Below are 12,891 nucleotides of genomic sequence, written 5' to 3' on the forward strand. Positions count from 1 at the left end.
CGGGGTCAGGACGGCGTGAGGACGGGCGCGGGGGCGGGCGTCGCGGGTGTGCCCGCGGCCAGCGTGTCGCCCGCGGCGGTGCGGCGGTACACGACCTGCTTGCCAACGCGCATCCCGACGGCCAGCCCTCCGCCGCTGAGCACGCCGAGGTGCTGGCTGATCGCGCCGGGCGTGAGCGACATGCGCCCGGCCAGCGCCGAGGTCGTGCTGGGCTCGGCCAGCGCGAGCAGGATCCGCGCCCGGCTGCGCCCGATGAGCGCCGCCAGCGCCTCGGGCGCGGGCGGCGGCCCCTGCTCCCACAGCGTCCCGACGCCCAGCACCGGATAGACCAGCATCGACTGGTACGGAGCCGACATCACGGCCACCGACGGCCAGTAGAACGCGCTCGGCACCAGCACCAGCCCATCGCCGTGCAGCCCGCCCGACGCGCACCAGGGCCGGTCGATGTGCAGCCGCTCCCCTGTCCACTCCACGGCCGGATCGAGCGCGGCGAACAGCTCATGTGCACCGCCCTGGGCCAGCTGCCGCGACCTGCGCAGCACGTCGCGCTCCAGCAGCCCGTAGACGCGCGGCCAGAACTCGGCGAAGCACGTCTCCCAGTAAATCCGCAGCGCGTCGGCGACCCGGGCCACGCCCGCCACCGGATCGGCCATGAACCGTTCGATCACCGCCCGGTCCGTCCCTCGCACCTGGGCCGCCTCGGCGCCGGCCCGTTCGGGCAGGGTGAGCCGTACGCGATCCAGCTCGGCGGAGAAGTCCGGCAGCGGCGTGTCGGGCGGCGGTGTGATGAAGTCGGCGAGATAACCGCTCGGCGGAACGAGCGCGAACAGCTCGGTCAGATCCAGCTCCGCGAGGCGGGGGCGCACGCACTTGATCCACGGCAGGTGGATCGACTGCCTGGCCGGGTCCTGCAGCGTACGCAGGCTGGCGACCAGCTCCCACATCGGGGAGAACGCGAACCTGATCCGCGCGACGTCCTCCGGCCGCATCACCCAGGTCACCGACATACCTTTTAGTGTGCCCTAAATCGTTCGCGGCCACCAAAGGCGACAGATCACTCTTGTTCCGTGACTAGCACTGTCGTTGAGAAGCAGTCGTTCTTGAGGTCCCAGGTAGGTGGACTCCCCCGGCCGTTCTGGGCTCTGTGGAGCGGGACGTTGGTGAACCGCCTGGGCACCATGGTGATGCCGTTCACCGGCGTCTATCTGACACAGGCCAGGGGCGTCTCGGTGGCGGGCGCCGGGCTCGTGATGGCCGTGTTCGGCGCGGGGTCGCTGATCTCGCAGTTGCTCGGCGGGTGGCTGACCGACCGGATCGGGCGGCGGGCCACACTGTCCGGCAGCATGATCGCCACCGCCGCCGCGATGCTGGCGCTGGGATACAGCACTTCCCTGGCCGCGATCACGACCTCGATGTTCGTGCTGGGGCTGGTGGTCGACGCCTACCGGCCCGCGTCCAACGCCCTGGTGGCGGACCTGGTCTCGCCGGTGGAGCGGCCCAGGGCGTACGGGCTGCTGTTCTGGGCCATCAACCTCGGCTACGCGGTCGGGATGACGGCGGGCGGGTGGCTGGCCCAGCTCGGGTTCGGCTGGCTGTTCTGGATCGACGCCGTCAGCAGCGTGATCTTCGCCGTACTGGTCTGGCGGGCGGTCCCCGAGACCCGCACGGCCGAGCGGGAGGGGGGCGGCGGGTTCGGCGTGGTGCTGCGCGATCGGCTGATGGTCGCCTTCACGCTCGTCGTGCTGGGACAGGCGCTGGTGTACATGCAGACCGTGACCATGCTGCCGGTCGCGATGGTCAAGCAGGCGGGGCTGTCCACCGGGGAGTTCGGGGTGGCGATGGCGCTGAACGGGGTGCTGATCGTCATCGTGCAGCCGCTGGTGTCCGGCTGGATCGGCCGCCTGGACGCCGCCAGGACGCTCGCGCTGGGGCTGGCCATCACGGGGGCCGGGTTCGCGCTGACCGCCTTCGTCACCGACGCCGTCTGGCTGGGCGTCACCATCGCCGTCTGGACGGCCGGCGAGATCATGACGGCGGGCATCGCGGGGACCATCGTCGCCGCGCTGGCGCCCGCGCACCTGCGGGGGCGGTATTCGGGGCTGTTCGGGTTCGCGTGGTCGGTCGCCTCGGTGCTGGCGCCGCTGGCCGGTGGGGCGCTGCTGGACGTGGGGCCGCGGGCCCTGTGGTTCACGGTCGGCGGCGTCGGACTGCTGTCGGCGGTGGCCATGCTGGCGCTCGGCCCGGCGATCAGACGGCGCGCCCTCCAGCCGGCTCTGTGATTTCAGGGTCTGTGAGAGAGCCCACTTTTCGTCGCTTGGACGATAAAAACGGCACCGTACTAGGCTGACCTTTGTGGCACAACTCCGTATCGCGCTGGCACAGACCAATCCATCCGTAGGCGACCTCTCCGGCAACGCCGACCGACTGCTCACGTGGACCCGCGACGCCGCGGACCGCGGCGCGCACCTGGTCGTGTTCACGGAGATGTTCTTGACCGGCTATCCGGTGGAGGACCTGGTCCTGCGCACGTCCTTCGTGGACGCCAGCATCAGTACGCTGGGCGAGGTCGCGCTCAGGCTGCGGGAGGAGGGGCTGGGCGAGCTGCCCGTCGTCGTCGGCTACGTCGACCGGGCGGGGCTCGCGCCGCGCATCGGCCAGCCCAAGGGCGCCTCGCTCGACGCCGCCGCGGTGCTCCACCGGGGCGAGGTCGTCGTCCGCACCGCCAAGCACCACCTGCCCAACTACGGCGTGTTCGACGAATACCGCTACTTCGTGCGCGGCGACCGGCTGCCGATCTTCCGGCTGCACGGGGTCGACGTGGCGATCGCGGTCTGCGAGGACCTGTGGCAGGAGGGCGGCCCGGTGGCCGTGGTCGGCCAGGCCGGCGCCGGTCTGCTGGTCGCGCCCAACGCCTCGCCGTACGAGAAGGAGAAGGACGACGTACGCCTGGAGCTGTGCGCGCGCAGGGCGCGTGAGGCCGGGTGCGCGCTCGTCTACGTCAACCAGGTCGGCGGACAGGACGAGCTGGTCTTCGACGGCGACTCGATCGTGGTGGACGCGGCGGGCGAGCTGGTGGCGCGCGCCGGGCAGTTCCGCGAGGAGCTGCTCGTGGTGGACCTGGATCTCCCGGTCTCCACCGCCGAGACCGGGTCGTTCCCGTACGACACGGGCGATGGCTCCACCATCACCGTGGACCGCCTGGTGCTGTCGTCCGACCCGGTCGAGCCGCGCGAGCCCGTACCCGCGCGGGTGGCGGAGCGGCTGGACCCGCACGCGGAGGTCTACTCGGCGCTGGTGCTGGCCGTACGCGACTACGTGGTCAAGAACGGCTTCCAGTCGGTGATCCTGGGCCTGTCCGGCGGCATCGACTCGGCGCTGACCGCGACCATCGCCTCCGACGCGATCGGCCCCGATCGCGTCCACGTCGTGCTGATGCCCTCGCGCTACTCCTCCGACCACTCGCTCGGCGACGCCGAGGAGCTGGTACGCAGGCAGGGCATCAACGCCCAGGTGGTGCCGATCGGCGAGATCGTCGACGCCTTCGAGAAGGAGATCGACCTGTCCGGGCTGGCCGCCGAGAACCTCCAGGCCCGCGTCCGCGGCACGATCCTCATGGGCCTGTCCAACGAGCACGGCCATCTGGTGCTGACGACCGGCAACAAGAGCGAGCTGGCGACGGGCTACTCCACGCTGTACGGCGACTCGGCGGGCGGCTTCGCGCCGATCAAGGACGTACCGAAGACGATGGTGTGGGAGCTGTCCCGCTGGCGCAACGCCCACGGCGACCCGTCGTTCCGCCTCGACGCCGAGCGGCCCATCCCGGAGAACTCGATCACCAAGGAGCCGAGCGCCGAGCTGCGTCCCGACCAGCGCGACACCGACTCGCTGCCGCCGTACGAGGTGCTGGACCGGCTGCTCGACGACTACGTCGAGAAGGACATGGGCGTACAGGAGCTCATCGCGGCCGGCCACGACCCCGCCCTGGTGACACGCATCATCCGACTGGTGGACACGGCGGAGTACAAGCGCCGCCAGTACCCGCCGGGCCCGAAGATCACCCCGAAGAACTTCGGCCGCGACCGCCGCCTCCCCATCACCAACAGGTGGCGCGAAACCACCTCCTGAGCCTCATCGCGGAAGGCGCCGCGCGCATGGCTCGCGCGGCGCGGTCAGCCGGTAGCCACCTCGGCGTCCTGTGTCACCGTCATCCCGGGCGCCTGCTCGGCGAGCGGGGCGAGACGTTGTTCGGCTGCTTCGATCACCTGTAGGTCGGCCTTGATGTGGGCGATGGCGGCGTCGATGAGCAGCGCGACGAGGGGATCGTTCTCGCTCTCCCGCCGGAGCCTGGTCAGCCCCGCGAGATCGGACAGGAACGTCTGGCGCTGAGCCGCGGTGAAGGCGGCCAGCGCACCCGAACCGAGCTGCGTCGCGGCCGGGCCTCACCCGAGACTGACCGCTCTACAGGCATGGTCCTCGTCACGGAGGCGCTGCGCGCTCATGGCTCGGGCAGCGTCTCCCAGGGGGCTGCCGCCCCCTTCGACCCCCGACAGGCATGGTCCTCGCTTCGCCCCTTGGCGAGGGGACTTGCCAGCCCCCTCGCGCTCCCCCGGCCCCAGCCTCGGGCGGCATGAGTCGCCTGGATTCCCCTCAGGGAGCCTGGTCGGTAGCAGCGACTGGAAGTGTTACTGAGGACCGGCGCAGGCCAGGCGTGGTGGCTCCCACTGCGGCGACAGCGCCGAGGCAGAGCAAGCCGCCGCTGATCAGGGCCGCTGCTCCCGATGTAGCGTCTGCGACGAGGCCGCCCCGCATGTTGCCGATGTCGGGGCCGGCTTGCCCGACGATTTGTTCGGCAGCACTGACACGGCCGAGCAGTTCGCTCGGGGTGTGCGTCTGGACGATGGTGCTCCGGGACACCACGGAGACGGTGTCAGCCGCGCCGGCCAGGACGAGGAAGCCCAGCCCGATCCAGGGATGGGGCGACATGCCGAACAGCGCGAGTGCCGCGCCCCAGGTAGCGGATCCGCCGAGCATGACCAGGCCAGGCCGGGGAAGCCGGGTGAACGTCCCGGAGAAGAGGGAGGCCGCGACGCCACCGACGGCTATGGAGGTGAGGAACAGCCCGAGAGTGCGCGGGTCGTCGCCGAACCGTTCCGCATTGATCGAGGGGAACAGGCTGATCGGCATCGACAGCACTGTCGTGGCTAGATCCGTGAGCAGGGCTCCGCGGATGACGGGAGTGCCGGCCAGGAAGGCCAGGCCGTCCAGCGCTCCGCGCAGGCCGGGGCGGGCGGGCTCGCCCCCAGGGCTCATCTGTGGCAAACCGAACACACCGTAGAGCGCGGCGACGAAGGTGAGCGCGTCGATCAGGTAGCAGCCGCCGACACCCAGCCCACCCACGACCAGCCCGCCCAGCGCGGGACCGACCAGCATGGCGCCCTGGGAGGCGATACGTCTCAGCGCCAGCCCAGCCGCCAGCTGGTGCTTGGGCAGAAGGTGCGCGATGAAGGTGCGCGAGGCCGGGCCGCCGACAGCGCCCAAGCAGGAATGCACGACCACCAGCCCCAGAACGCCGATGGCTGGGAGGGCTCCGAAGAATCCCTGACATGCGAGGAGAAGCGAGCACGCGGCATGCCCGCCGGTGGTGAGCAGGCAGAGCCTGCGGCGGTCCACACGGTCGACGACCGATCCGGCGAACAGCCCGAGCACGATGAGCGGAATCGCCTGCGCCAGGCCGACGGCGCCGGTCCACGCGGTGCTGTTGGTCATCTGCCAGACCTGGAACATCACGGCGACGAGCGTCATCTGGCTGCCGAAAGCGGACAGGGACTGGCTGATCCATAACCGGCGGAACGGCGGGGAGGTCCGTAGTGGGGTCACATCAAGTAGGGCGTGCCTCAGCCCCATGCGGGGTCCTCTGCCAGCTTCTCGGCGATCCGGTCGTGGAAGCTCTTGCGGGCAAGGGCCTGCTCGATGTCGGTGACGACCCGCGAGAGCGGATAGGGGATCTCAGCCTCGATCTCGGCGATGGCGGCCTCGGTGGCCCGCCACTCCGCCGCAAGGCGGCCGACGATGCCGCGGGCCTTGTCGGTGAGCGTCACCTTCTTGCTGCGCGCGTCGTCGCCCTCGATGGTCTCGACCCAGCCGGCCTCGCGCATCGCGGCCACCTTCTGGCTGAGTGCCGAATGCGTCCGGTTGACCGACTCGGCCAGCTCGGTGATGGTCATCGGTCCACAGGCGTGAAGCCGCAGCAGTTCCATCACGAAGCTCGTCTTGAGCCCTTTGATGCGTGTCTTGGAGTAGATCTGGGCGATGTCCGCGTCCATGGAGGCCTGAAGGAGCCGCAGAGGCCGCCAGAGGCTCACCTGGGTGGGATCGGGTGCATGGAGATCAGCCATGAGCTCATCATATAAGCACTTATATAAGTACTGTTGTTATGGCCATGGGAGCAGCGTCGTAGCGACACAACCGACTCGCAATCGCTTTTCGTAATTGTGCTAGCGCGGAGAGTGATGACATGTTGTCATTGGTCTCGCCCCTTCCCTCCCGACGAGAACCCCCGATGCCACCACGCTCCCGTGCCCGCACCGCCGCACGCCCCCGGACGCAGAAAGAGCAGCGGAAAGAGAAGCCAACTCGAGAAGAAGCGCCCCACAGGCGGGTCGATCGCCACACGTTCCTGATGTGGCTGGCCGGAGCCGTGCTGATCCCAGCCATCGCCGCGATACCCGCCTATGTGCGCTTCCTTGGCGATGACGCGCCGTCCTCGCAGGCCGCGAAGGTGGCACGGGCTGCCCTCCCATCCTTTAAAAAGGCCAGAAAGATCACCTATGCGGGCTCTGGCGTGCTCTACGCGATCTTCGCCGACGGAACCCTCCGCCGCTTCGTCCACACCGATCCCGAGAACGGCGGCGCCAAGTGGCTGACCCCACAGGGTGAGGAGCTTGGCGGCGGCTGGAACCGATTCCGCTGGCTGGAGGCAGGAGCGGACGGCTCCCTTTACGGGGTGGACGCGTCAGGCGACCTGTTCCTCTTCGAATATCAGCCGGGCGCACGTCTGGAAGCCGACTCCGGTCAGGGCATCGGGCACGGGTTCAACGCATTCAAGGATTTCACCGCCGCCCCCGGAAACGACTCGGACCAGATTTTCTACGGCCTCCGGCCCAACGGCGAACTCTGCTGGTATCGCTATCTGGGAGCCGACGCCACCGAACCATGGGTGAACGCCGGTCGCTGCACGGTGGTCAAGCGGGGCTGGCAACGCTACCGCCGCATCGTCGCATCGGAAGACGGCGTCCTGTTCACCGTTGACGCACGCGGAGACCTGAACTGGCACCGGCAGCGCGCACCCGAGAAAGGCGGCCGGACCTGGTTCAGGGACGCATATGAACGCAACGGCACCGGATGGCTGGTCCACCAGGACGAGACGGCCTACCGGGGCGTCTTTTACGTCCTGCTCCGCAGCGGCGAGCTCAGATGGTTCAAGTATCTCGAACCAGGCGTCTACAAACCGGGCTACACCGGGTGGACATACCTCGGCAGTCCACGTTTCCCCGCTGGAGAGATCACCAGTTGATAGGCCCGCCTCGAAGAAGCCTGCGAAGGGTGAGGGCGTCTGGGTTCGGTTCGCCCTTCCCCCGACGGCCGTCTCGTCGCGCGAAAATCCCGGTGAATCTGGCATTTCGCCTTGTTAGGGTGCCCGCATGCGTTCTCAGCCGGCCTTGCTACCGCGCTCGACACCGGCGGCTTCGGGGGTCTCGTCCCGTTCGATCGTCGCGTTGCTGGACCGGCTCGAAGCAGGATCCGTCGAGCTCCACTCCATCATGGTCGTACGCCACGGTCACGTCGTCGCCGAAGGCTGGTGGGCGCCGTACTCGGCCGGGCGCCCGCATCTGCTCTATTCGCTGACCAAGTCGTTCACCTCGGTCGCGGTGGGGCTCGCGATCGCCGACGGGCTGCTCTCGCTGGACGACCGGGTGGTGGACGTGTTGCCCGACCACGTTCCGGCCGACATCTCCGAGCAGGGACGCCGCATCACCGTGCACCACCTGCTGTCCATGACGGCCGGGCACAGCACGGACAGCCTCGCCGAGGCCTGGCAACTGGAACCGGACGACCTGGTGAAGGGCTTCCTGCGCGTACCGTTCTCCGAGCCTGAGGGAACCCGGCACACCTACGACAATGCGACCACTTTCGTCCTGGCCCGGATGGTGGAGCGGGTCACCGGCCGCGGCCTGCCGGAACTGCTCGACGACCGCCTGTTCCAGCCGATGGGCGTTGACCACGCCGAATGGGATCGGGTGGCGAGCGGTGCCGCCTTCGGATTCCACGGGCTGCACCTCACGACCGAGGCCGTCGCCGCTTTCGGCGAGTTGCTGCTGCGCGGAGGCGTCTGGGGCGACCGTCAGCTCGTCCCGCGCGAATGGGTGGAGCTCGCGACCAGACGGCACATCGAGACGCACATCGAGACCCGGCAACTCGATGACGACTCGCCCAACCCCGACTTTCTTTGCGGGTACGGCTACCAGTTCTGGATGTCGCGTCACGGTTATCACGGTGACGGCGCGTTCGGTCAGCAATGCGTGGTCGTCCCGTCCCACGATCTCGTGGTCGTCGTGACCGCCGCCGTGGAGCAGGTAAACGCACTGCCCGGCGTCTTTTGGGACTGCCTGTTGCCCGGCCTGGATGACGCGGGAAGCACCCAGGACGACGAGATCCTCGCCGATCGGCTGCGGCGGCTGTCACTCGCGCAGGTGCCTGGTTCGGCTGCCCCTTCCCGTTCGGGTGCGGCGAGGATCGACGCCTCCGCCGAGGGTTCAGCCCTGCCCGGCGGCACCACGGTGGCCGTCGAGCCGGTGGACGGCGGATGGCACCTGCGACTCGGGTCGTCCCTCAAGGTCGCCGTCGGGCACGGCGAATGGCGGGAAAGCTCGCCGCTCGGCCGCCCGGTCGTCGCCGCCGGCGCCTGGCAGGGCAACACGTTCGTCGCCGACCTCTACGTCATCACCACCCCGCACCGGGTCCGGCTGGTGCTCGACGCCGACGCGGGCACAGCGGTGGCGACGTGGAGCACCGTGCCCCTGACCGGCCCCAGCCTGGAGTTGCATCTGCGGTCGCCGCTGATGACCCGGCCCGACGTCGCTTAGCCCGAGCTCCCACTTTCCATGATCGACGTGTTGGGGAACCGGGAGTTGAGCTGGACTTCTCGACCACCTCGAAGATCTACACCTTTTATGCTGATCACCGAAGGCCAGGTCACGGTATACGAGGGAGGCGACGGTGGGGGTCTGCATCTACATCGACGTCGTCAGGGACGGAAAGAAGCTTGGTAGCTGCGACCTCGACACGAGCGCGTACTCCCTCAGCGTGGGGCTGCAGGCACTGGGGCTCGACGGCGACGAGATCGTTCACGGAGTGGGGGGTTCGGACGGCGTCGACGCCGAGGGGGCGGAGGACGGATTCGTGGGCCGACTCACCCCCGAACAGGTCAGAGCCTTCTGGGAGCGCCTTTCACCCGTCACTGTCGAGCAGTTCATGACGGGCCTACGGACGACCGAGAACGTCAACGGCGACGACGAGGAGTACTTCACGCTGTACTTCGCCGACCTCAAGGAGATCTACAGCGCGGCCGTTCACGCGGACGCGGGTATGACGATGTCCTGGTACTGACGGCCCGCGCTAGTCCGAGATCGACGTGTTGTAGGTGAGCGTTTCATGGTCGTCAGGCGAAGGGCGCTTATGCCTCAGGGATGACGATCCCCAGGCTGAACGGATCCCGTTCGTCGGGGTCTGGACCGTTGCGTACGCCGGTGTCGAGCGCGTCGACGCGGGCGATCTCCTCGGCTGACAGTTCGAAGTCGAACACGTCGAAGTTCTCGGCGATGCGGGCGGGGTTGACGGACTTCGGGATGGCGGAGCGGCCCTGCTGCAGGTGCCAGCGGAGCATGACCTGCGCCGGCGTCTTCCCGTGTGCGTCGGCGATCTCGCCCAGCACCGGATCGGAAAGCACGCTTCTGCGGTGCTCGCCCCAGCCGGGATAGAAGGTGATGCCGCCGATGGGCGACCACGCCTGGGTGAGGATGCCATGCTCCGCGTCGGCCTGCCGCACCTCAGGCTGGGTGAAGTAGGGGTGCAGCTCGATCTGGTTCACCGCGGGCACGACATCGGTGCGTTCGATCAGCTCGGCCAGGTGCCGGGGCATGAAGTTGCTGATCCCGATGGAGCGGACGTTCCCGTCGGACAGGAGCTTCTCGAGCGCCCGATAGGCGGCGATGGTCGCGTCGAATCCCTTCGGCGCCGGCTGGTGCAGGATGAGCAGGTCGATCTGCTCCACGCCGAGCTTCCCGGCGGCCTTGTCGAAGGCATGCAGGGTCTGGTCGTACCCGTAGTCGCTCACCCAGACCTTGGTCTCGATGAACACCTCCGAGCGGTCCAGCCCCGAACGGCGGATGCCCTCGCCCACCTGGCGCTCGTTGGCGTACGCGGCAGCGGTGTCGATGTGCCGGTAGCCCGTCTTCAGCGCGGTCTCGACCGCCGCGGCGGTCTCCTCCGGAGACGACTGGAAGACGCCGAAACCGAGGGCCGGCATCACGACGCCGTTGTTCAACTGGAGAGAAGTGGTGGTCATGACATCCACCGTAGGAAGCCCCGGCCGCATGAGGGAGAGCACATCAGTACCTCCCAGGCCAGGAATAGATGGACGTACTTCCTCAGCAAAGACAGTCGACAACCTCGCCCAGACCATCCGCTGCCGCCCTCGGCCTCCACGTGACCAAGGAGCAGATAAATATCTACGATGCCAAGGCTCTGACCCATACACTCCGACAATGATGGATGTGATCTTCCCTCCCAAGCTGACCGACGGCGACGTCATACGGGTAGTGGCACCTGCCGTGTCCCGCGCGTTCGTGATGGAGCACGACCACACCGACATCATCAACTCCCGGTTCGCCGAACTCGGCCTGACACTCTCCTATGGCAGCCATGTCGACGAGCGAGACGCGTTCAACTCCTCCAGCATCGCCTCACGCGTCACCGACCTGCACGAGGCATTCGCCGACCCATCGGTCGCGGCGATTCTGACGGTCATCGGCGGCTACAACTCCAATGAGCTGCTGCCGTACCTGGACTGGGAATTGATCCGCGCCAACCCGAAAATCTTGTGCGGATACTCCGATATCACGGCGCTGCAGAACGCCATCCTCGCCCGCACCGGCTTGGTCACCTATTCCGGCCCGCACTGGTCGACGTTCGGAATGCGAGACCACCTCGAGCAGACCCTGAGCTGGTTCACCTCAGCCATGTTCGACACCGCTCCGATTCCCCTGAACCCGGCAGCCCACTGGAGCGACGATCTCTGGTTCCTCGACCAGGACAAGCGCGAACTGACACCCAACGAGGGATGGTGGCCGATCCGGCCCGGCGTCGCCGAGGGGCGAATCGTCGGTGGCAATCTGTGCACCCTCAACCTGCTGCAAGGCACTCCCTACATGCCGGCCCTCGCCGACGCGATATTGATCATCGAGGACGACTTCGAGTCGCAGCCGGCGACCTTCGCCCGCAATCTGACCTCGCTGCTGCAGCTTCCCGACGCTCCGGGGATTCGAGGACTGGCGATCGGACGGTTCCAGCGCGCCAGCAATATGACCCGCCCATTGCTGGAACAAATCATCGACGCCCAGCCGACGCTGACCGGCATCCCAGTCCTGGCCAACATCGACGTCGGCCATACCAACCCCCTGGCCACCTTTCCGGTCGGCGGCCAAGCCCAGCTCACCATCGCCAACGGCCAGACCGGCCTGACCCTCCTACGTCACTGACGCACCGGCTTGTCCATCGTCCCGGAGCCCAGCCCCTCAGGGTTTCGAGCCGTGTGCTCGAACCGCTTGCCGCGCCAGCCAGACAAGTGGCAGCTTGATCGCCATGACTGCCGCACCCCCGGCCTGGGTTGACGACCTGTTCCCTTTTCCCACACCGCCCGCGCTCGCCAAACTGGTCGACATCGCCTGGCCGCACGCCTTCATCGACGAGGAGGTGTACGACGACGGACTCCTGACCACGCACTACGACTTCATGTTCGACCTGGAATCCGTTCCCCGCGCTCCCGACGGCTGGGAAGAGGCCTATCCAGGTCCGGCGTGGCGAGGGGACCACGTGCCGTTGTTCGCCACGCCGGAGTATCTGCAGTTCGGCCATCTGGGCAACGGCACCCACGTCGGATGGGTGGTGCCCGCGCCGGAACTGGGCGGAACCGACCACCCTGTCGCCCTCTTCGGCCAGGAACCCGGAGGACGCGTCATCGCCAGGGACACCCGGGCCGGCCTGGAGTGGATGCTCTCGTTCGGCCTCCGCAAGGAGAACCTCAGCGACGACGACCGTTCCCTCATCGCCCGCGTCGCCGCCGAGCTCGACCTCGACCCCGCCCCTGAACGCGCCGTCACCCCGGACGGTTTCGACGTGGTGGTGCCCCTCGAGCTCGCGGTCCCGTCCGGATGGAGACACGAGCCCGGCGCGTACGGAATCGGCCCCGGAGTGCTGGCCCCCGCGGACGCGTTCGCCCCCGACGGCCTCATGGACTCCTACCGGCTGGACGACGTCCTCGCCGACGCCGGCCAACTGCTGGACGCGGGGTTCCCGGCAACCGCCCTGCACGGAATCATGGACGCGTTCCACCGCGACATCGCCCGCTTCTCCAGCCTGCTCCCCCTCTGGGCGCGCGCCTACCAGGACCTGGGCCGACCGCAATTCACCACCCGGCTCGATCACATGCTCCCGATGTACGAAGGCCTGCAGCCGCCTTCGTGATTCGTGGAACTTCGCGCCAGCACCCCAACCCCGATCAAGTTCGACGAGCCGGGCAAAGGGCAGGTCGCGTCCAGTTCGCTCGACAGTACG

General features: G+C 68.2%; 11 protein-coding genes. 7 read left to right on the forward strand and 4 right to left on the reverse strand.

Going from position 1 to position 12,891, the window contains the following annotated elements; translation table 11 throughout:
• Window positions 1–5: 5 nt before the first annotated feature.
• Complete coding sequence (locus ACQP2T_RS40645) at window positions 6–1,007, reverse strand: DUF5937 family protein (protein WP_433510161.1); 1,002 nt, start codon at window positions 1,005–1,007, stop codon at window positions 6–8.
• A 153-nt stretch (window positions 1,008–1,160) separates the two neighbouring features.
• Here ACQP2T_RS40645 and ACQP2T_RS40650 point away from each other — a divergent pair, with 153 nt between their 5' ends.
• Window positions 1,161–2,279, forward strand: a complete 1,119-nt coding sequence (locus tag ACQP2T_RS40650; protein WP_433519898.1) for an MDR family MFS transporter — start codon at window positions 1,161–1,163, stop codon at window positions 2,277–2,279.
• 73 nt (window positions 2,280–2,352) lie between these two features.
• Complete coding sequence (locus tag ACQP2T_RS40655; protein ID WP_433510162.1) at window positions 2,353–4,125, forward strand: NAD+ synthase; 1,773 nt, start codon at window positions 2,353–2,355, stop codon at window positions 4,123–4,125.
• Between the two features lie 522 nt (window positions 4,126–4,647).
• On the opposite strand, the gene ACQP2T_RS40660 is transcribed toward ACQP2T_RS40655, so the two are convergent.
• Complete coding sequence (locus ACQP2T_RS40660; protein WP_433510163.1) at window positions 4,648–5,877, reverse strand: MFS transporter; 1,230 nt, start codon at window positions 5,875–5,877, stop codon at window positions 4,648–4,650.
• 17 nt (window positions 5,878–5,894) lie between these two features.
• Window positions 5,895–6,395: a MarR family winged helix-turn-helix transcriptional regulator gene (locus tag ACQP2T_RS40665; protein WP_433510164.1), complete on the reverse strand. Its 501-nt coding sequence runs from the start codon at window positions 6,393–6,395 to the stop codon at window positions 5,895–5,897.
• A 284-nt stretch (window positions 6,396–6,679) separates the two neighbouring features.
• On the opposite strand from ACQP2T_RS40665, the gene ACQP2T_RS40670 reads away from it, so the two are divergent.
• The 3 genes from ACQP2T_RS40670 (at window position 6,680) to ACQP2T_RS40680 (ending at window position 9,666) form a co-directional block, all read left to right on the forward strand.
• Window positions 6,680–7,573, forward strand: a complete 894-nt coding sequence (locus ACQP2T_RS40670; protein ID WP_433510165.1) for a tachylectin-related carbohydrate-binding protein — start codon at window positions 6,680–6,682, stop codon at window positions 7,571–7,573.
• A gap of 127 nt (window positions 7,574–7,700) precedes the next feature.
• Window positions 7,701–9,143 (forward strand): serine hydrolase domain-containing protein, encoded by a 1,443-nt coding sequence (locus ACQP2T_RS40675; RefSeq protein WP_433510166.1) that lies wholly within the window; start codon window positions 7,701–7,703, stop codon window positions 9,141–9,143.
• A gap of 133 nt (window positions 9,144–9,276) precedes the next feature.
• The gene (locus tag ACQP2T_RS40680) at window positions 9,277–9,666 is read left to right on the forward strand and encodes a DUF1877 family protein (protein ID WP_433510167.1); all 390 of its coding nucleotides are present in this window, start codon (window positions 9,277–9,279) and stop codon (window positions 9,664–9,666) included.
• Window positions 9,667–9,733: 67 nt separating this feature from the next.
• Here the strand turns inward: ACQP2T_RS40680 and ACQP2T_RS40685 are convergent, their stop codons facing one another.
• Window positions 9,734–10,624, reverse strand: coding sequence for an aldo/keto reductase (locus tag ACQP2T_RS40685; protein WP_433510168.1), 891 nt, complete (start codon window positions 10,622–10,624; stop codon window positions 9,734–9,736).
• A 199-nt stretch (window positions 10,625–10,823) separates the two neighbouring features.
• On the opposite strand from ACQP2T_RS40685, the gene ACQP2T_RS40690 reads away from it, so the two are divergent.
• Window positions 10,824–11,816: a S66 family peptidase gene (locus ACQP2T_RS40690; protein WP_433510169.1), complete on the forward strand. Its 993-nt coding sequence runs from the start codon at window positions 10,824–10,826 to the stop codon at window positions 11,814–11,816.
• Between the two features lie 103 nt (window positions 11,817–11,919).
• On the forward strand, window positions 11,920–12,801 hold the full coding sequence (locus ACQP2T_RS40695) for a hypothetical protein (RefSeq protein WP_433510170.1): 882 nt from the start codon (window positions 11,920–11,922) through the stop codon (window positions 12,799–12,801).
• Window positions 12,802–12,891: the final 90 nt, after the last annotated feature.

The sequence above is a fragment of the Nonomuraea sp. CA-143628 genome (assembly GCF_050942315.1).
In the GTDB taxonomy this organism is placed as follows: Bacteria; Actinomycetota; Actinomycetes; order Streptosporangiales; family Streptosporangiaceae; genus Nonomuraea.